This window comes from Caproiciproducens sp. CPB-2 (genome assembly GCF_036287215.1).
GTDB lineage: Bacteria > Bacillota > Clostridia > Oscillospirales > Acutalibacteraceae > Caproiciproducens.
This window is the reverse complement of sequence record NZ_CP142860.1, coordinates 1,709,046-1,728,927: the sequence shown is the minus strand read 5'-3', so window position 1 is coordinate 1,728,927 and position 19,882 is coordinate 1,709,046. Positions and strand designations below refer to the sequence as shown.

General features: G+C 48.9%; 20 protein-coding genes and 1 tRNA gene. 4 read left to right on the top strand and 17 right to left on the bottom strand.

Features of this window, described 5'->3' with window-relative positions:
* Nucleotides 1-39: 39 nt before the first annotated feature.
* The 9 genes from VXK30_RS08590 to VXK30_RS08550 form a co-directional block, all read right to left on the bottom strand.
* Nucleotides 40-1,059, bottom strand: coding sequence for an electron transfer flavoprotein subunit alpha/FixB family protein (locus VXK30_RS08590; protein ID WP_275715712.1), 1,020 nt, complete (start codon nt 1,057-1,059; stop codon nt 40-42).
* Between the two features lie 18 nt (nt 1,060-1,077).
* Nucleotides 1,078-1,860, bottom strand: a complete 783-nt coding sequence (locus VXK30_RS08585; protein WP_275715710.1) for an electron transfer flavoprotein subunit beta/FixA family protein — start codon at nt 1,858-1,860, stop codon at nt 1,078-1,080.
* 29 nt (nt 1,861-1,889) lie between these two features.
* Complete coding sequence (locus VXK30_RS08580) at nt 1,890-3,029, bottom strand: acyl-CoA dehydrogenase (RefSeq protein WP_275715708.1); 1,140 nt, start codon at nt 3,027-3,029, stop codon at nt 1,890-1,892.
* A 43-nt stretch (nt 3,030-3,072) separates the two neighbouring features.
* Nucleotides 3,073-3,912, bottom strand: a complete 840-nt coding sequence (locus VXK30_RS08575) for a 3-hydroxyacyl-CoA dehydrogenase NAD-binding domain-containing protein (protein WP_275715706.1) — start codon at nt 3,910-3,912, stop codon at nt 3,073-3,075.
* A 37-nt stretch (nt 3,913-3,949) separates the two neighbouring features.
* Nucleotides 3,950-4,726: an enoyl-CoA hydratase-related protein gene (locus VXK30_RS08570; RefSeq protein ID WP_275715704.1), complete on the bottom strand. Its 777-nt coding sequence runs from the start codon at nt 4,724-4,726 to the stop codon at nt 3,950-3,952.
* 32 nt (nt 4,727-4,758) lie between these two features.
* Nucleotides 4,759-5,949: an acetyl-CoA C-acetyltransferase gene (locus VXK30_RS08565; RefSeq protein ID WP_275715702.1), complete on the bottom strand. Its 1,191-nt coding sequence runs from the start codon at nt 5,947-5,949 to the stop codon at nt 4,759-4,761.
* Between the two features lie 353 nt (nt 5,950-6,302).
* Nucleotides 6,303-7,331: a threonine aldolase family protein gene (locus VXK30_RS08560; protein ID WP_275715700.1), complete on the bottom strand. Its 1,029-nt coding sequence runs from the start codon at nt 7,329-7,331 to the stop codon at nt 6,303-6,305.
* A 16-nt stretch (nt 7,332-7,347) separates the two neighbouring features.
* The gene (locus VXK30_RS08555; protein ID WP_275715698.1) at nt 7,348-8,511 is read right to left on the bottom strand and encodes an alanyl-tRNA editing protein; all 1,164 of its coding nucleotides are present in this window, start codon (nt 8,509-8,511) and stop codon (nt 7,348-7,350) included.
* Nucleotides 8,512-8,700: 189 nt separating this feature from the next.
* Nucleotides 8,701-9,579, bottom strand: coding sequence for a DMT family transporter (locus VXK30_RS08550; RefSeq protein WP_275715696.1), 879 nt, complete (start codon nt 9,577-9,579; stop codon nt 8,701-8,703).
* Nucleotides 9,580-9,862: 283 nt separating this feature from the next.
* Here VXK30_RS08550 and VXK30_RS08545 point away from each other — a divergent pair, with 283 nt between their 5' ends.
* Nucleotides 9,863-11,953, top strand: a complete 2,091-nt coding sequence (locus tag VXK30_RS08545; protein ID WP_275715694.1) for a sodium-translocating pyrophosphatase — start codon at nt 9,863-9,865, stop codon at nt 11,951-11,953.
* A gap of 75 nt (nt 11,954-12,028) precedes the next feature.
* Here the strand turns inward: VXK30_RS08545 and VXK30_RS08540 are convergent, their stop codons facing one another.
* Together VXK30_RS08540 and VXK30_RS08535 are read right to left on the bottom strand one after the other, a co-directional pair.
* Complete coding sequence (locus tag VXK30_RS08540) at nt 12,029-12,901, bottom strand: DegV family protein (protein ID WP_275715692.1); 873 nt, start codon at nt 12,899-12,901, stop codon at nt 12,029-12,031.
* Between the two features lie 115 nt (nt 12,902-13,016).
* On the bottom strand, nt 13,017-13,379 hold the full coding sequence (locus VXK30_RS08535) for a winged helix-turn-helix transcriptional regulator (RefSeq protein ID WP_275715690.1): 363 nt from the start codon (nt 13,377-13,379) through the stop codon (nt 13,017-13,019).
* Nucleotides 13,380-13,668: 289 nt separating this feature from the next.
* Here VXK30_RS08535 and VXK30_RS08530 point away from each other — a divergent pair, with 289 nt between their 5' ends.
* Nucleotides 13,669-14,217: a flavodoxin family protein gene (locus VXK30_RS08530; RefSeq protein WP_275715688.1), complete on the top strand. Its 549-nt coding sequence runs from the start codon at nt 13,669-13,671 to the stop codon at nt 14,215-14,217.
* A gap of 216 nt (nt 14,218-14,433) precedes the next feature.
* Here the strand turns inward: VXK30_RS08530 and VXK30_RS08525 are convergent, their stop codons facing one another.
* The 4 genes from VXK30_RS08525 to VXK30_RS08510 all read right to left on the bottom strand — a co-directional run bounded on the left by VXK30_RS08525 (nt 14,434) and on the right by VXK30_RS08510 (nt 16,440).
* Nucleotides 14,434-14,655 carry a hypothetical protein gene (locus VXK30_RS08525; protein WP_275715686.1) on the bottom strand — a complete coding sequence of 74 codons (222 nt, stop codon included), beginning with the start codon at nt 14,653-14,655 and terminating at the stop codon, nt 14,434-14,436.
* A gap of 63 nt (nt 14,656-14,718) precedes the next feature.
* Nucleotides 14,719-14,805: transfer RNA gene (locus VXK30_RS08520), tRNA-Leu, on the bottom strand.
* Nucleotides 14,806-14,919: 114 nt separating this feature from the next.
* Entirely contained in the window at nt 14,920-15,393 is a 474-nt protein-coding gene (locus VXK30_RS08515) for a putative ABC transporter permease (RefSeq protein WP_275715684.1), read from the bottom strand.
* Between the two features lie 315 nt (nt 15,394-15,708).
* A complete protein-coding gene (locus VXK30_RS08510; protein ID WP_275715682.1) occupies nt 15,709-16,440 on the bottom strand; it encodes a transglycosylase SLT domain-containing protein in 732 nt (243 codons plus the stop codon).
* 283 nt (nt 16,441-16,723) lie between these two features.
* On the opposite strand from VXK30_RS08510, the gene VXK30_RS08505 reads away from it, so the two are divergent.
* Nucleotides 16,724-17,251, top strand: coding sequence for a DUF6512 family protein (locus VXK30_RS08505; RefSeq protein ID WP_275715680.1), 528 nt, complete (start codon nt 16,724-16,726; stop codon nt 17,249-17,251).
* Nucleotides 17,252-17,292: 41 nt separating this feature from the next.
* Here the strand turns inward: VXK30_RS08505 and VXK30_RS08500 are convergent, their stop codons facing one another.
* Nucleotides 17,293-18,135, bottom strand: a complete 843-nt coding sequence (locus VXK30_RS08500) for a deoxyribonuclease IV (protein WP_275715678.1) — start codon at nt 18,133-18,135, stop codon at nt 17,293-17,295.
* A 178-nt stretch (nt 18,136-18,313) separates the two neighbouring features.
* Between VXK30_RS08500 and VXK30_RS08495 the strand changes: the two genes are divergently transcribed.
* Nucleotides 18,314-19,588 carry a M14 family metallopeptidase gene (locus VXK30_RS08495; protein ID WP_275715676.1) on the top strand — a complete coding sequence of 425 codons (1,275 nt, stop codon included), beginning with the start codon at nt 18,314-18,316 and terminating at the stop codon, nt 19,586-19,588.
* Nucleotides 19,589-19,688: 100 nt separating this feature from the next.
* Here VXK30_RS08495 and VXK30_RS08490 read toward each other — a convergent pair whose 3' ends face one another.
* Entirely contained in the window at nt 19,689-19,880 is a 192-nt protein-coding gene (locus tag VXK30_RS08490) for an alpha/beta-type small acid-soluble spore protein (RefSeq protein WP_038324061.1), read from the bottom strand.
* Nucleotides 19,881-19,882 lie beyond the last annotated feature (2 nt).

The window sequence follows — 19,882 nt, the reverse complement described above, 5'->3', positions numbered from 1 at the left end:
GGAGTCCTGATTTTAGCAGTGCGAAATCACGCGTTGAAATTACGCGTTGCGGGCAGCCATTGCCTTTTTGACCTCTTCCGTAAACAGAGGCAGGATTTTGGTGACATCTCCGACAATGCCGTAGTCGGCTACTTCAAAGATCGGAGCGGTTTCGTCCTTGTTGATTGCAATAATCACGTCGGACTCTTCCATACCGGCAAGATGCTGGATAGCGCCGGAAATACCGCAGGCAATGTAAAGGTTCGGGCGGACCGTCTTCCCTGTCTGACCGACCTGAATGTCCTTTTCAACCCAACCGGCGTCAACACACGCTCTGGAGGAGCTGACGGTGCCGCCAAGTGCGTCGGCCAAATCCTTGAGCAGGGTAAAATTCTCGGGACAGCCCATGCCGCGGCCGCCGGAAACGAGGATTTTTGCGTCCTGGATATCCATTTTATTGGATACCTTCTTGATGATATCAACGATCTCTACATTCTGATGATCCGCGCCGATTTCAAGATCATACTTTTCGACCGGAACTTGTGCGCCTTCGATCGGCTTGATCTTCTGCATAACGCCGGGACGCACGGTTGCCATCTGCGGACGGTGATCCGGGCAAAGGATCGTCGCCATGATGTTTCCGCCGAATGCGGGACGGGTCATTCTCAGGTTTTTGGAGCCGTCGTCCGCGATTTCGAGCTTTGTGCAGTCGGCGGTCAGGCCGGTCTTTACTCTGGCGGATACGCGCGGAGCCAGGTCGCGGCCGATTGCGGTTGCGCCGTAAAGGACAACTGCGGGTTTGTATTTTTCAATGACATGATACATGCTGTGTGCATAAGGCTCTGTGGCATAAACCTCGAGCGCCTTGTTGTCGACCATGATAATCTTATCGGCGCCATGTCTGGCCAGCTCTTTGCAAAGGCCGGATACGTTGTAACCAAGCAGAACAGCGGTCACTTCTGTTTCCATATCTTTCGCAAGTTCCCTGGCTTTTCCAAGAAGCTCAAAAGAAACGCCGGCTATTTTGTTGTCGACCTGCTGTACGAAAATAAATATGCCTTTATATTCTTGAATATCCATACTGCTCACCACTTTCAACTATATAATGAATTTTTCTCTGAGTTTCTCGAGCATATACTCAGCCGACTCCTGTGGGTCAAGGTTTACAAGCTGACCCGCCGCCTTCAAGCTCTTTGTAAATGTCTGTGCAACTCTGGTTGGTGAGCCTTTTAATCCGATCTGAGCGTCATCCACTTCAATATCCGCACGGGTAATGGTTTTGACTTCCTTGCTTCTGTATGCGTCAAAAATTCCGCCCGGGGTCATGTAGCGCGGCTGGTTCAATTCGCTTAAAGCAGTAATCAGGCAGGGCATTTTCACCTTGAGGATGTGGTATCTGTCTTCATACTGGCGTTTTACGGTGATGGAATCGCCTTCGACTTTGATCTCCTCCGCATAGCTGACATTCGGAATGCCGAGGTGCTCGGCAATCTGGGGGCCAACCTGCGCGGTATCGCCGTCGATGGCCTGGCGGCCTGTGATAATCAGGTCGTATGGAAGTGTTTTGACCGCTGCGGCGATCGTAGTGGAAGTTGCCAGAGTGTCGGCGCCGCCGAAAGCCCTGTCTGTTACCAGAATCGCTTCGTCCGCGCCCATCGCAAGCGCTTCGCGCAGAGCGGCATCGGCCTGCGGCGGGCCCATGGACAAAACGGTAACATGCGCGCCCTGCTCGTCTTTCAGGCGAAGGGCGGCTTCCAGGCCGGCCTTATCATCGGGATTGATGATGCTGGGCACGCCTTCTCTGATCAGTGTTCCGGTTACCGGGTCCAGCTTCACTTCGTTGGTGTTTGGAACTTGTTTTATGCAAACAACAATATTCAAAGATTGTCACTCCTTTTGGGCTTTTATCGTTATTTAAGTTCGTTCGAGGAAATAACCATGCGCTGAACTTCGCTGGTACCTTCGTAAATCTCGGTGATTTTGGCATCACGCATCATGCGCTCAACTGGATATTCTCTCGTGTAACCATAACCGCCATGAAGCTGAACTGCTTTTGTGGTAACTTCCATTGCAACTTCAGCCGCAAACAGCTTTGCCATTGCAGCTTCTTCTGAATAAACCTTCTGGGTATCCTTTGCCATAGCGGCGCGATAAACAAGCAACTGGGCCGCTTTGATCTTTGTTGCCATATCCGCGATCTGGAACTGTGTGTTCTGGAATTTTGCAATCGGTTTGCCGAACTGCTTTCTTTCCTTTACATACTTGACGGTTTCCTCATAAGCGCCTTCCGCAAGACCCAGAGCTTGGGCAGCGATGCCGATACGGCCGCCGTCGAGTGTGTTCATAGCGATTCCAAAGCCCTTGCCCTCTTTACCGAGCAGGTTTTCCTTCGGAACAATGCAGTTTTCAAAAATGAGCTCACAGGTAGAAGAACCGCGGATACCCATTTTCTTTTCCTTCTTGCCTACGCTGAAGCCCGGGAAATCCTTCTCAACGATGAACGCGGAGATGCCCTTTGTTCCCTTGCTCTTATCGGTCATGGCAATGATGATATAAGTATCGGCATATCCGGCATTTGTGATAAAGATTTTGCTGCCGTTCAGCACATAGTGGTCACCCTCCAGGACAGCTTTCGTCTGTTGCATGGATGCATCAGTACCCGCGTTCGGCTCTGTCAGAGCGAAAGCGCCTAATTTGTCACCCTTTGCGAGCGGAACAAAATACTTTTCAATCTGCTCGGGAGTACCGAATTTTAAAATCGGGGAAGCGCCCAGGGAAGTATGTCCGGACACAACCACGCTGGTCGTGCCGCAAACCTTCGCAATCTCTTCAACGAACATGATATAAGCAAGCGTATCGCAGCCCTGGCCGCCGTATTCCTTCGGGAATGGAATTCCCAAAAAACCATATTTGTGCAGTTTTTCTACTGTTTCTACAGGAAAGCGCTCTTCTTCATCCAGTTCCTGGGCAAGAGGCTTTATTTCATTTTCAGCAAATTCTTTGTACAGCGTACGGAGCATCTCATGCTCCTTGCTAAGTACGAAATCCATACTCGTTCCTCCAAAATCTATAATTTGCAGCAATCAGCAATCTTTATTTTGTATAATCGTAAAAACCCTTACCGGTTTTTCTGCCCAGCAATCCGCCGCGGACCATTTTTCTGAGTAAGGGGTGAGGACGGTATTTGCTGTCGCCCGTTTCGGACTGAAGCACTTCCATAACAGCAAGAACGACATCCAGACCGATCAGATCGCCCAGAGCCAGGGGGCCCATCGGATGATTGGCGCCCAGCTTCATTGCCGTATCGATATCTTCAGCGGAAGCGGTGCCGTCAGCATAGATTCCAACCGCTTCATTGATCATAGGAACAAGGATTCTGTTGACAACGAAACCGGCAGCTTCCTTGACCTGTACAGGAGTTTTACCGATTTCAACGGAGATAGCCTTGATTTTTTCGACCGTCTCGTCCGGAGTCGTGATGCCGGCGATTACTTCGACCAGCTTCATAACCGGAGCGGGGTTAAAGAAATGCATGCCCACGACCGCTCTGTCAAGCCCGTTGGAAATTTCGGTAATGGAGAGAGAAGACGTATTGGTGGCAAAAATCGCATCGGGCTTGCAGATGCCCTGCAGCGCCTTGAACAGTTCCTTCTTCAGATCCATTCTTTCAAGAGCGGCTTCAACAACCAAGTCACAGTCGGCGACAATTTCTCTTGTCCCGGTTGTGATTTTTGCGAGGACTTCGTCCGCTTTTGCCTGATCCATCTTTCCTTTGGCAACAAGCTTCTCAAAGCCTTTGGCGATTTTCTTTTTTCCGCCGGCGGCAAACTCTTCGTTAATATCGCAAAGCTTAACCGTATATCCGTCGGTCTGAGCAAACGCCTGAGCAATTCCGGAACCCATGGTGCCCGCGCCAATAATACCAACTTTCATTTTAATTCCTCCTGATTCAATATAATTTATTAAAAAATTATCTATTTACGAACGGATCCGGTTTACGCTTCTCACAGAAAGCCTTCATGGCGTTTTTCTGGTCTTCTGTTTCAAAGCAGGTGCCGAACTGAGCGGCCTCGATGGCAATTCCGGAATCGATGTCGACCTGGATGCCGTCATTGACCGCTTTTTTAGTGGCACGGACAGCGATCGGAGCGTTGCCCGCGATTCTGCCGGCAAGCTTCAGGCATTCCTCCATCAGCTGATCCGCCGGATAAACCGCATTGACAAGGCCCAGCCTCAGCGCTTCCTCCGCCTTGACCTTACCGCAGGTGTAGAGCATTTCCTTGGCTTTGCCGATGCCGATGGTACGGGCAAGCCTCTGGGTCCCGCCAAATCCGGCGGTAATGCCGAGGCCCGCTTCGGGCTGTGCAAACACCGCGTTTTCAGCGGCGATACGGATGTCGCAGCTTAAAGAAAGCTCGCAGCCGCCGCCAAGAGCAAACCCGTTTACCGCGGCGATCACCGGGATCGGGAAGGTTTCGATTTTTCTGAAAACAGCGTTGCCCTTTGCGCTGAAGGCCTCCCCCTCCGCCCGTGTTTTGCTGCTCATTTCGGCGATATCCGCGCCGGCGACAAAGGACTTCTGTCCGGCGCCGGTAATGATCAGGCATCTGGTAGTATCAATGGAAACACCGTCCAGCACAGCCTCGAGATCGGTCAGGACCTCGCTGTTCAGGGCATTCAGCGCCTTTTCACGGTCAATGGTAATAATCCCGATAAAATCCTTTTGCTCGTATTTTACGTAACTCATAATTCAATAACCTTCTTTCTGCAGTTTATCAATTATTCGTCATCGCCCATTTTTACGATTGTGGAAACGCCCATGCCGCCGCCTACGCAGAGTGTGGCAAGGCCGTACTTGGATTTTCTGCGCTGCATTTCATACAGAAGGGTAACAAGGATTCTGCATCCGGAACATCCGACCGGGTGGCCCAGCGCGATAGCGCCGCCGTTTACGTTGACCTTGGACTGGTCGAATTTCAGATCGTGCGCAACGGCAAGAGTCTGGGCGGCGAAAGCTTCGTTTGCTTCAATCAGGTCCATATCGTCCACTGTCATGCCTGTCTTCTCCATGACCTTGCGGGTGCTGTAGATCGGGCCGAGACCCATGACGGAAGGATCAACACCGGCGGAAGCACCGGCAATCCAGGTTGCCATCGGTTTTACGCCGAGTTCTTTTGCTTTTTCTTCGCTCATCAGAACGATGGCGGCAGCGCCGTCGTTGATGCCGGAAGCGTTTGCGGCGGTAACGGTGCCGTCTTTCTTAAATGCCGGTTTCAGCTTGGAAATACCTTCCGCTGTAACGCCTGCACGGGGGCCTTCGTCCTTCGTAAACAGAACGGTTTCTTTTTTTACTTTAATCGGAACGGGAACGATTTCTTCGTCAAATTTGCCTTCCGCCTGTGCCTTTTCGCACTTCTGCTGGCTGAATGCGGAAAACTCGTCCTGCATTTCACGGGTGATTCCGTACTGCTCCGCAACATTTTCAGCGGTGATGCCCATGTGGTAGTGGTTGAAGGTATCTTCCAGACCATCGTGGATCATGGAATCGAGCAGCTCGCCGTTGTTCATGCGATAGCCGAAACGGGCATTTTTCAGGAGATACGGAGCGCCGGACATGCTTTCCATACCGCCGGCTACGATGATGTCAGCTTCGCCGGATTCAATCAGCGCGGCGGCAACGTTGACGGTTTTCAGAGCGGAACCACAGAGATTGTTGAGGGTGAACGCCGGAACGGTTACCGGAATGCCTGCGTAAACAGCGGACTGACGGGCGACGTTCTGGCCAAGACCGGCCTGATACACACAGCCCATAATGACTTCGTCAACCTGCTCCGGTGCTACGTTTGCACGCTTCAAAGCTTCCTTAATGACGATGGTACCGAGGGTTGGGGTCGGGACGTTGGAAAGTGCGCCGCCCATCTTGCCGATGGCCGTACGGCACGCGCCTGCTAAAACAACTTTTCTTGACATAAAAATTTTCCTCCATTCATGTTTTTGCAATTCGTCCAATTGCGAAGCATCATGTTCTTCAATTTGCAATATTTTACTGAACGCGGGTATGTGTTAAATATATCACAATATCCTTCGATTTGCAATACAATTAAAATGAATATCTCAAAAAGTGTTACAAAATTATCAAAAATTGTCACATAAATAAAAGCGGCGCATGTAAAAAACCAGTAAAATTCTATAAGAAAGCAAAAAAAACCGGCTCTGTGAGCCGGAATTCTTTTAAAATTATGAAGGATGATGTCAAGATCGCTGCATATTTACAAAAATCCACATCCAATCTTTGCTCCTTATCAGCATAAAAAAGCTTTGATTCACCGAGCAAAACCAAGAAAATCTTTCGTAAAAGCCTCCACTTCCGACTTTGGCGTAGCCCAGGAAGTAACCAGACGAATCGCTGAAACGGATGCATCGATCTTTGCCCAAAATTCAAAGCCGTACTTTTCCCTGAGCTTTTCGATCAAAGAATCCGGAAGAATCGGGAAAATCTGATTGGTCGGAGACGGAGACAAAAATGGAAATCCCGCTCGGGCAATCTCTTCCCGAAGGAAGGCCGCCATTTCGTTTGCGTGCTTTGCCAGATCAAAGTATAAATTATCCCGGAACAGTTCTTCAAACTGGACGCCCAGGACCATCCCTTTGGCGGCAATGGCTCCCCTCTGCTTCTGCATATAGCGGAAATCTTCTTTCAGATCCGGGTTGCAGATCACAAGCGCTTCTCCCAGTAAAACGCCGTTTTTGGTGCCCCCGATATAAAACGCGTCCGTAAGGTCGGCCAGATCCCGCAGGGTCAGGTCATTTTCGCTGCAGGTGAGCGCCGAGGCCAGCCGTGCGCCGTCCAGATACAAATAAAGCTGATTGGCCCTGCAGAATTCGCTTAACGCGGAAAGGGAAGCCTTGGTGTAAATCGTTCCGATTTCGGTTGAATCGGATATATAGATTAGCTTCGGGCGGACCATATGCTCATCCGTATGTCCGTCCAGTACCTCCTGAACCATTTCAGGAGTGAGCGTTCCATCCTCTGTATGTACCGTCAATACTTTATGTCCCGTAGCCTCTATGGCCCCGGTTTCATGCACATTGATATGCCCTGTTTCGGCGGCCACGGCGGCCTGATAAGGACGTAAAAACGCTGAAATCGCCGTCAGATTCGTCTGGGTCCCGCCTTCCAGAAAATGCACCGCAACATCGCCGCGTCCAATGCGCTGCCGGATCAGTTCAGCCGCGTGCAGGCTGTGGCGGTCATTTCCGTATACGGCGTTCTGCTCCCGGCTTGCTTTCGCGAGCGCCTCCAAAATTCTCGGGTGGGCTCCTTCACTGTAGTCATTATGAAAACTGTACATTTTTACTCCTCCGCCATCAATGATGGTTTTCTATAAAACATTTGATTTCCTGCTGTAATCCCCGAACGGTGCCCTGTACAAGCTCTTTGGAGCCTCCGCCCCTTCCGTTGAAAGCCTGATTCAGTTCCTTTCCAAACGCACGGACATCTTTCTTTTCGCTGCCCACTGCATACTGATATCCGGCAGCGTCATCCCCCGAAAGGACGGCGGCAACGCCGGAACAGCGGCCGCACAGCAGCAGGCAAAAGGTACGAAGATCCGCGGGTGCAAGATCCGGCTCAAACAAACAGATATTTTCCGTCCCTTCCGACACCTGATCGCATCTGGAAGCAAAAATCTGATTTTTCAGGGAAGTCAACTGCTGCTTCAAAGCGTTGGTTTCTTCCAGCAGATGCTCCACCGCTTCTTTTATTTTATCCGGCTTCGCGGACAGAAGCACCGAAACGGCACCGACGCTGTCTGTTTTTTCATTGTAATCATCCACCGCTTTTTTACCGCATAAGAGGCCGATACGCGTGCCTCCTTTATAACGCTGGGCGGATATCAGCTTAATGATCCCGATCTCCCCGGTCTTTGAGACATGTGTACCGCAGCAGGCACAGACGTCGTATCCGGGGATTGTAACGATGCGCACTTCCCCGGTCAGTTCTTTTTTGCTCCGGTAGGAAAGCGCCGAAAGCGCCTGCGCGTCGGGATAAGATGTTTCAATGGAAATGTTCCGGTAAATCGCTTCGTTCGCCAGGGCTTCAACCAGCGAAAGATCATCCTGGCTGAGCTCTCCGTTAAAATCGACGGTTACCACTTTGGACCCCATGTGAAAACCGACGTTGTCGAGACCGAAAAGGCGGTTTACAATTCCCGAAACGATGTGTTCCCCCGAATGCTGCTGCATCAGCGTAAAACGGTGCGGCCAGTTGATTCCGCCTGTTACTGCAGAGCCCATGGGAAGCGGCCTGTCCGTCGTATGAACGATCCAGCCATCCTGCTCGTGCACATCCAGAACATTGACCGTGTCCAGTACCCCGATATCCGCGGGCTGTCCCCCGCCCTCCGGATAAAACAGCGTTCTGTCCAGCACAACGCCGTAATGCTCTCCCTGCTTTTCACAGCGGAGAACCTTTGCACGGAAGGTTCTGAAATACATATTTTTATAATATAATTTTTCCGTTCCCTGATTCATTCCATTTCCAGCTTTCCTAAAAACTTCACAGTCATCCATCCCCGCCGGTTTCCGCGCAGCCGGCGGACCGGCAGGACATAAAACCGGCGTATCATGACCCTTTGCGGTTATTATAGCACAGAATCGAAAAAGGGCCAACAGCTTATGCTGAGGCCCTGACAAAATGAATTTCAAAGTTCAAAACAAATCCTAATCGTCCAGAGAATTCTGAGAATTGACTGAAACAAAACGGTCTCTCCAGACACACCATCCGGTTACGGCGGCAATCACAATGGCTCCGCCCAGAAGGGCGAATTTTCCGGGCTGCTCTCCGTTAAAAATAAAGACCCAAAAGGGATTCAGCAGCGGTTCAATCGCGCCGACCAGCGAGCATGCAAGCGGCGGACAGTCCTTTACCGCAAGCCCATACAGGATATAAGGGATGCCAAGCTGTATGACTCCCAGCGCCAGAACGCTGATTACCGCAGTCGATGAGACAGGAGCCGGAAAGATAAAAATCATCGGAACTCCGATCACCGCAGTAAGCAGATGGCCGAAAAGGATACCGCTCATACGCGAATCATCATCCGTACGCCCGGTAATCACATACATTCCCGCCATAAACAGTCCGGCGAGAATTGCAAGGCAATTGCCAATCAGCTTACCCGCGCCAAGCTTATCAAAGAAAAACAGAGAAATCCCGAACAGCGTTATCACTACGGTAATAAGATCCGCCCTGTGGAAATGCTGATGGAAAACCAGCGCGGAAATAATCAAAATGAAGACGGGCGAGGTAAATTGCAGCACAATGGCGTTGGCGGCCGTGGTCATCTTATTGGCGGAAACGAAGGCAAAAAACGTTGCCGCAATACAGACGCCGCTCTGAAGGGAGGACAAATTCAGCTTAACCCGGCGCCCGGTCATACGCATAAATATCAATACCACGGCTGCCGCGATCAGGCTGCGAAATCCCGCGATCACCATTGCGTTCCACGGAACCAATTTGATAAAAATACCGGCAATGCTCCACAGACAGGCACAGACGGCCATAAGCCCGACGGAACGCCTTTGGGAAGAAGATGAAGCCATTTTACATATCCTCTTAATATCTGAATATTTGCTCATTCAGCACGTCGGGCAAGCCCCGCGCCTAACACATACCACAATATAATACTTGAACTGTAATAAAATTGCAATAAAAAACGACAAAAATTACGATACCCAATTTGTCACTTTAAAAGGCTTTATTATGAAAAATATCAGAATGCACAATATTAAGACGAAAAAATCGTCTATTTTAATCTGTATTTACGTGATTCATCGTGATATAATGCGAAATAAATGAACATTTTATTAACAAGGAGTTGGTACAATGCAATTCACCGTCACATTTTTCCTATTGATTTCCATCGTGGTCTCAGCTCTCTCCTTTCTCTTCGCAGGCTGGCTGTATCAATGGGTCAAGAAACGCCCGTCTTCCAACAAACGTATTGCGGAAGTCGGCACCCTGATTAGAAATGGAGCAAATACATTTCTAACCAAAGAGTATACGGTTCTTGCGAAATTCGCCGGCATTGCGGCAATCCTTATCCTTATATTTTTGCCAGCACCAATTTGGAAGGGGAATCCTCTTGACAATCTAATAATGGCTCTGGCGTATGTGTTCGGCACTGTTTTTTCCGCAATCGCAGGCGTCATCGGTATCAGAATCGCCACGATTGCAAATGTGAAAACAGCGGAAGCGGCGCAAAACGGCATTAAGCCGTCCTTCATGTCAGGGTTCCGCGGCGGCGCGGTCATGGGCATGGCCGTTGTGGGAAGCACCCTGCTCGGCGTCACGCTGGTGATGCTGATTACAAACAACACGACCGCCCTGCTTGGCTTCAGCTTCGGCGCAAGCTCTCTTGCCCTGTTTGCGAAAGCCGGAGGCGGTATTTTTACAAAAACGGCCGATATCAGCGCCGACCTGGTCGGCAAGGTTGAGCTCGGCATTCCGGAAGACGATCCCAGAAACCCCGCAGTTATTGCGGACAACGTAGGCGACAATGTGGGCGACGTCGCCGGTATGGGCGCCGACCTGTTTGATTCCAACGTTGCTTCCATGGCGGCTGCGCTTGTCCTTGCGGCCTCTCTGGATAAAGCGGCCGGCGGAACCATAAACACAAGCACGGTATTCTGCTACGCGGCCCTCGGTCTGCTGGCGTCGATCATCGGCGTTGCGACCGCCAGAATGGGCAAACACGGCAACCCGACAAAGGCGCTGAACAGCAGCACCTATGTAACGACAGCGCTGTTTGGTGTTTTGACGGCGCTTGCCACTTGGATATTCAACTTCCAATGGCGCATTTGGGGTGCGAGCGCAGTCGGCCTTCTGGTCGGCGTCGTCATCGGGATCGCAAGCGACTATTTTACAGACGACACAAAGAAACCCGTACATAATGTAGCCAAAGCATCCGAAACCGGCCCGGCGTTTACCATCCTGTCCGGTATTTCTTACGGATTCCTCAGCACTCTGCCCGCCATGATCGGCATTGCAATTTCCGCTCTGGCTGCTTACAAGCTCTGTGACCCGATCGGCCCCGGATATGCCATGTACGGCATTGCGATGGCGGCCGTCGGTATGCTTTCCATAGTCGGCATGATTATCTCCAACGACGCTTACGGGCCCATTGTCGATAACGCGCGCGGACTTGCGGAAATGGGTAACCTTGGCGATGACGTTCTGGAAATTACGGATTCGCTTGACAGCGCAGGAAATACCGTTAAAGCGGTCACAAAGGGATTTGCAATCGGTGCCGCAGGCTTAACCGTTATTTCCCTGCTCGGCGCATTTATCAGCCAGGTAAATGATTCCGCGGCGGTACTTGGAATAGAGGGAATAACCGGCTTCGACATCATGAACCCCATCGTTTTCTTTGGACTGCTCATCGGCGCCGCCGTGCCTGCGGTATTCTCCGCAATGCTGATGCTCGGCGTGGACCGCAACGCCCAGAGAATGGTTTCCGAAATCCACCGTCAGTTCCGGGAAATCCTCGGCCTGAAGGAAGGCAAAGAAGGCGTTGTTCCTGAATACGACAAATGTATCGAAATTGCCACCTTCGGCGCTTTGAAGGAATTGATTCCGGCCGGACTTGTCACGATCATCATCACCGTGCTGGTCGGGTTTATCGGCGGCGTCCAGGCCATCGGCGGATACCTCGGCGGCAATATTATCAGCGGTCTGCTTCTGGCGCTGTTCATGAGCAACGCCGGCGGACTTTGGGATAATTCCAAAAAATTCATAGAGTCCGGCAACAACGGCGGCAAGGGTTCTGACGCACATAAGGCGGCGGTAGTCGGCGATACGGTTGGCGATCCTTTCAAGGACACCGCGGGCCCCTCGATCAACACGCAGATTACCGTGGTTTCCCTCGTTGCTTCCCTGATGTCCACTCTGTTCCTGACTTTATCCATCTTCCATTAATCAATTATTGATCGCATGCCTATAAAGGGGCTCCCGGCTGAAAACAGCCGGGAGCCCCTTTTGCAGTAAGAAAACTTATTTTTCCGTTCCGATAAAGAACAGAGCGGCAATACCGCAACCGGTGTGGGTTCCAATCACGGGACCCATATCGCTGATGATGATCTCCTTTACGGAGAATTTTTCCTGAACAAGGGATTTCAGAAATTCAGCCGCTTCCATATCATCTCCATGGCCGATAAAAACGGTCTGGTCCTCCGGATGGACACAGGTTTTGATCATATGGTCAACCAACGCTTCCAAAGACTTCTTACGCCCTCTCACATTGGCAACAGGAAGCAATTTCCCTTCCTTGTCCACATGAAGCACGGGCTTGATTCCCAGCGCCGTTCCTACTACGGCGGATACCGCAGAAACCCTTCCTCCGCGTTTCAGATGGTTCAGGTCGTCGACCGTAAACCAGTGACACATATGATCACGGTTTATTTCTGCCCATTGCGCCAGTTCCTCCAAGCCAAGGCCCTCCCGCTTTTTCCGGGCAGCGTAATAAACAAGCATTCCCTCTCCCACCGAGGCGGCTTTGGAATCGATGCAGATAATTTTTCTGCCCGGGTACCGCTCCATCAGATCGTCCGCCGAAATCCGGGACGCCTGATAGGTACCGCTTAAATTAGACGAAAACGCGATATACAAAATGTCCTTCCCCTGTTCGAGAATCGGGCAGAAGTATTTTTCATAGGTAATGCTGTTGATTTGGGAAGTGACGGACATCTCCCCGTTTTTCGTTCTCTCATAAAAGGTGTGAAAGCTCATTTCCCGTGCGTCGGGGAAATGCCGATACACTTTTCCGCTCATCGTAAATTCCATCGGGATAACAACGATTTCAAGCTGCTCCGTCAAAGCAGCCGGAAGGTCGCAGGTGGCATCTGATACAATAACATACTGATTCATACTTGCACTCCTTCTAATTTGCTTTTTCACCACTTCCGGGTTTTATGTGCCAACGTTCCTGCAGAATCTCGGAAAAACAGTCTTAACCATCTCTCTTAACATTGTGCTGACAATTCTATCTGCATTTTTTCGAATATGGCAATCGATTTCTTTCGCCCCACTCACACATCATATCTAAGACGGGAATCAAAGACTTTCCTCGTTTTGAAAGAGTGTATTCCACCTTTGGCGGTATTTGTGGGTACTCTGTGCGGATAATCAACTGGTCGGCTTCCATGTCTTTCAATGTACTGCTGAGCGTTTTATAGGTGATCGTACCAATACAGCGCTTCAATTCATTAAACCTCATAATCTGCTTATACTCTGAAAGCCAATACATGATAATCATTTTATATTTGCCGCCTATGATCGACAAAGTATAGCCAAAACCAGTATTTTCAATAACTGCCCCTGTTGGGCTGCAATCTTCAATCGCCATCTCACACTCTCCTTCAGTATAGTATATATCTCAAATGTGCATACTTGACTTATAATATATATACACTATCCTTATCTTAGTGTCAATCAGAAAAGAAGGCCAAATGACAGAAAAAAACTTCCAGCCGAATTTATTACGTTTGAGAAAGGTCATACAATCGGCCTTTCAGCTACGACATTCCAAACAGCGCAATTCCAGTCAGTCCTCTCAAAGTGCTGAGATTCATCACAGATGAGGATTGTAAATACTGGTGAATAAAGCAAAAAATATACGAAGGGATGAATTGAAAATGGGCAAAAAAATCCTGGTACTTACGGGCAGCCCCAGAAAAGGAGGCAACAGCGATTTAATGGCGGATGCGTTTATGAAAGGAGCGCAGACCGTCGGAAATACTGTAACAAAATATGAAGCAGGCCTAAACAAAATCAATGGCTGTAAAGCCTGTAACAGATGTTACTCCAAAGCGGAAGCCTGCGTATTTGAAGACGATTTCAATACATTGGCTCCATTCTTGGAAGAAAGTAATATCCTCGTTCTCGCAACACCCATGTATTGGTTTACCTTTCCGGCACAGCTTAAAGCAGCTTTAGATAAAATGTATGCGCTGCTGATCGGCGGCAGACAGAGCAATATCAAAGAAAGTATTTTACTTGCCTGTGCCGAAACTGAAGAAATGGCTGATTTTGACGGTTTGGTCAGAACCTATGAGCTGATCGCAGCCTATCTGAAATGGACTGACCTTGCTCGTATATTGATTCCGTCCGTCGTGGAAAAAGGAGATATTCTGCAGACGGATGCACTAAAAAGGGTGGAAAGACTTGGATTATCAATAAAGTAAACCAGATTAGTATGTCTCTTTCCGATTGTTCCGGACCCGGTCCGGCGCGAGAGCGATGTTTCCCCCGTCTGCCCATAGCAAAAAACAGCAGTCAAACCTTACCGGTTAAACTGCTGTTTTTGTAAAAAAGGTAGAAAAAATTTTTGAACTAAGCCGGAAAAATGAAGCCTGCAATCTTTCAGTTATGCTCCAAATCTCATAGGCTAAAATTATTTTTTACTTTTTGTGTCTAACAGACCATAGAATAAACGCACCCATGGTGGCAATTGCAGCGATGCTGCCGGCTCCAGATATATGAGATCCTGTACCAATAGACTCAGCAAACACACCCAAAATGATGGTTGCCACAAATGCAATGATTTCAAACATAAAGACTACCTCTTCCCCTATTTGTGTTTCAGCATTTATCGGCGAATACAAAAATACCACTGCATCCATAATATCACATGCTTTATAAAAAAGAAGACATACATTCCCCTAAACGGAAAAAGTATGTCTTCTTGGTGCGAGGGGGGGGACTTGAACCCCCATGAAATTGCTTTCACATGGACCTGAACCATGCGCGTCTGCCAATTCCGCCACTCTCGCGTGACGACTCAACTATATTATCATATCAGCGCCCATGTGTCAATATCAAAAACGAAGTTTTTAACAGAAAATGTCGTTTTCCATTTAGTAAAGAGTTGACCGATGACGGGCTGATCAAATTCCGCCGCAGGAACCGTTTTTTGTTTTCAATTTTTTGCGGAAGAGATAATAACGCGGCTGCTCCTCTTCAAAAATCCAGCAGCGCAGATAATCGTCCAGAACAATTCCCACCGCAGAAAGAAAATACCATCCTATACTGGAAGACAGGCAAATCTGCCCGAACAGATTGAACGGCTTTTGCGAGTAATCCCAAACCTCCCAGCCAAAATGGACATTGACAATCATGCCGGTGATAAATTCCAATGCCGTTATCAAAAGCATTCCGATCAGCATCTGTAAAACCAGCGGCGTTTCCCAGGACAGGAAACGGTTGATATATCCCAATCCTAAAAAGCAGACGCCGCCTAAAACAAACATGCTCCAATGGGAGTATCCCCGGTAACAGATTTCCATTATGAGATAAATGTCCCCGCCGATCACAAGCAGAAGGGCATCCTTCAACAAGAAATTCCGAACCTTACACAGCATAACATCACCCCCTTGATTGTATTCCGGAAACGGTTTCCCTATTCCCGGAACAGAAAGAAAAGAATGTTATGCATTACATAACCAAAATGAGCATGAACAGTATAATCGCTTTACAGTTTCGACAGAATCATTCATAATTAAAATAAAATTACAGATGGAGAATCCTGTTTTCTTTTGTATCAAAGCGGCTCAAACAGTGTTGAACAAAATATCTGTATCAAGCAGCAATCAGGAGCCGGCAAATGCTTACCATCTGTAAAGTTCTATGGCTTTTCAGATGGTAAGCATTCTTCCTGCTTTTACCAGCAAAATTCATTATGCTTCCTTTTTAATTTTATTCATCTGATCAATTACTTTTCTGGAATAGGGCGTAGAATAAACCCCCTGTTTCCAAAGCTTCTGCGCACCGGCTTCTCCGTTGTTGTAAACCATCAGCGCCTGATTCATGTTGCTGTACTTATTGACGATCCACGAAAGCATGTGGACGCCGGCTTTAATATTCTGCTTGCTGTCCAGCAGATCCGTAACCTGCAGGTCCCGCTCCAAAGATTCCCTGTGGCAGATATTAATCTGCATCAGGCCGTAATCATTGGTTTTGCTGATGCTTTTTGAATTATAATGGCTCTCCACACCAATCAGGGCGATTACGAGATCCTCCGGGACATTTTTTGTTTTGCATTCCCTGAAAATAGCATCCTGTATATCTGCATCCAGTGGAATGTCATAATATTTCGATGACTGAATCTGTTCCGTTTTTTCCTGCGGTTTTGGTTCCTGCAGTTCCGTCGTTTTTTCTGCCTTTGACTCGGGCTTTTCTGCCGTAGAATTCTGTTCCTGCCAGCTGGTTTCCTCAGATACCGCCTCGCCGGACGCCTGAGAGGAACTTTGTGAAAGCTGACTTTGTGAGGACGAGCTTTGGGTGACAATATGAGTTTCTACCGGAAGTGTCTGATTATGAAAGGATCGCCCGATACAGAAGATCGCAGCTATCATGCACAGCGCATAAATAGTTTCTATCCTGCAATGTATTTTTCCTGGAGTTTTCATTCTTTCTCCCCCGTTATTTTTAAAGAACCTTTCCTTTGAAATAGTTAGCCGATACGGCAATTGGGAGCTTCCTTTGATTTAGAATCTCCTATTTTGCAATTTTTGACCTTTCTTTCAGAAAATATTCAGAAAACGGCTGAGATGCAAAAATCAGTCCCCCTAACCGCCGTAGCGGCCGGAGGATGAAAAGCTTCTGAAACTCCATTTTATAAAGCAATTTTGATGGTTTAAACTCCTATTTTCTGAACCCACATCATAGAATTTAATAAAAAGGAGGGATACCATGCAAAATTTGCTCGCTTGGGAAACCATCGGTTTTATTTTCGTGATGATCTTTGGCACTATTCTGCATTTCCTTTACAATTGGACGGGAAACAACCGGTTGATCGGAATGTTCAGCCCGATCAACGAAAGCGTATGGGAACATTTAAAAATGCTCTTTTTCCCCATGCTGATGTTCAGTATCGTGGAATATTTCGCCGTCGGAAAAGAGTACGGAAATTTTATTACAGCAAAATCGCTCGGCATCCTGCTCGGACTGCTTTTTATCATCGTCTTCTTTTACACTTATGCCGGAATGATCGGAAAAAATTATCTTTGGCTGGACATCCTCACCTTTATTTCAGGGGTGCTGATTGCTTTTCGTTACAGCGGAAGAAAGATTTCCGAATCCTCCAAATCCGGTACCAAAACAGGCTGGGAAGGCCTGCTGTTCCTTGCGGCGCTTACTCTCAGCTTCTTTGTTTTTACCTTCCGCCCTCCACACATCGGATTGTTTTCCGCCCCGGCTTCAAAAAAATCAAGTAAATAATGAGTATTCAGCAATCATAAAGAAGAGGCTCCCTCTTTGCCTTAAGAAGGAGTCTCTTCATAGACACCCCGAAGAAGCTTGATTTCTGCGGCGTAACCGTCAAGATCGTTCGGCGTCTCCAGATAAAACGGCAAATGCCGTAAAGCGGGATGGTTGATCACGCGGGTGATCGCCTCGAGTCCGATCTTCCCTTCCCCGATTCTGGCGTGACGGTCTTTATGGCTGCCCAGAGAATTGAGGCTGTCGTTCAGATGGATGGCCTTCAGCCGGTCGAGCCCAATGACTTCGTCAAAATAGTCCAGAACGTCGTCAAGACCGTTTACAATGTCATACCCGGCGTCAAACACATGGCAGGTGTCGAGACAGACACCCATTTGTTCCTTCCGCTCGACCCCGTCCAGAATCAGCCGGATCTCCTCAAAAGTACGGCCTACCTCCGTGCCTTTCCCGGCCATTGTCTCCAGCAGAACCGTCGTGTGCTGCTCCGGCTTCAAAATCGAATTGAGCATCGCGGTAATCCGTTCTATTCCCTTTTCCGCCCCCTGGCCCACATGGCCGCCGGGATGGAAGTTATAAAGATTCCCCGGCAAAAACTCCATCCGGTTAAGGTCGTCCGCCATTGTTTCCATGGCGAAGCTTCTGGTCCTCTCATCAGCCGAACAGGCGTTCAGCGTATAGGGAGCATGCGCAAGGATGGGTGCGAACCGGTTTTCTTCCATCAGCTCCAGCAATGCCCGGACATCCTCCGGATTGATTTCTTTTGCTTTACTCCCTCTGGGATTGCGTGTAAAAAACTGAAAGGTATTCGCCTGTATGGTAAGGGCATCCTTTCCCATGGCCAGAAATCCTTTGGACACAGAAAGATGGCAGCCTATTTTCAGCATTTTATTGACTCCTTTCAGGACTTTTCTCTATTTTCCCTTTTCCCGCTGCTTTACGGAGAAAACGGAAAATGGAAAGAAACGTCCATGGAAAATATAGCATAAAGCCTGATTTTCCGCAATACATTAGTACCATGAATCAATGAGCGGTTTTCAAAAAAGGATTTTGAGGTGAACCATCATGAGAACACTGCGATTGGGGATGTCCGGGACAGATGTCATGGAAATTCAGGCAATGCTGCAAAAGATCGGCTACAATCCCGGCCCCATTGATGGAATCTTCGGCCAGCAGATGCGCCGGGCAGTCCTGCAATTTCAGCGTGCGTTCGGTCTTACTCAGGACGGCATCATCGGCCCGGCCACCTATAGGGTCATGGAACGATACCTGCTGGGATATGACCTGTACCGGATCAGGCCGGGCGATACCTTCTACAGCATAGCCCGCCGGTATCATACGTCCCTTCCCCTGCTGCTCGGAGCAAATCCCGGTCTTGACGCCGGAAACCTCACGGTCGGCCAGCAGATTGTTGTTCCTTACGGTATGGACGTGGTCGACACCAACATTGACTATACTTATCAGATTTTAGAGCGGGACATTCAGGGGCTGAAAGCACGGTACCCTTTTTTAGAGGTTGGTATTGCCGGGCTCAGCGTCCTTGGTAAAAACCTGTATTATTTAAGGCTCGGCTCGGGTCCGAATCAGGTTTTCTATAATGCAGCCCATCACGCTCTGGAGTGGATCACTTCCCCACTGCTGATGAAGTTTACGGAAAATTTCCTATATACCTATACCCTGAACCAAACGCTGGGCGACGGATATAGCCCCAGGGAAATCTGGAACCAGAGCAGTATTTATATCATTCCCATGGTCAACCCCGACGGAGTGGATCTGGTACTGAACGGCCTGCAGCCCGACAACCCTTATTATCAGGACCTGATTGTCTGGAATAACGGCAGTACCGATTTCTCTACGGTATGGCAGGCAAACAACCGCGGCGTGGATTTAAACCATAATTATAACGCCGCGTGGCAGGAGTCAAAGGATGCGGAAGCAGAATACGGCATTACCGGTCCCGGTCCGACAAGATATTCGGGACCATTCCCCGTGTCGGAGCCGGAAACACAGACTGTCGTCAATTTTACGCAGACCCACGATTTCCGGCTGGTGATCGCCTACCACACGCAGGGCAGGGTCATCTACTGGAATTTCATGGATATGGCTCCTCCGGAAGGCAGAACCATTGGAGAGGAATTCGCGGCAATCAGCGGCTACCGGCTGGACCAGACTGCCGGAATTGCCTCTTACGCAGGCTACAAGGACTGGTTTATTCAGGATTACCGCAGGCCCGGCTATACGATTGAAGTCGGTCTGGGCAGAAATCCGATTTCCATTTCGCAGTTTAACACCATTTATCAGGAAAACATCAACGTGCTGCTTCATGCCGCCACCGTATAGAACAATTTCTTATACAAAGCCCGCATAGATAAATCTATGCGGGCTTTCAAAAAATTGGAGCGCCATACCGAACGGCATGACGCTCCAACAATGGAAATTTTTACTTCATGTTCTGCTCGTAGCTTTTAATCATATTTTTGACCATCTGGCCACCGACGGAACCGGCTTCTCTGGAAGTCAAATCGCCGTTATAACCTTGCTTTAAGTTGACGCCGACTTCAGAAGCGGCTTCCATCTTAAACTTGTTCAGAGCTTCTCTTGCTTCAGGAACTACATTCTGTTTACTTGCCATAA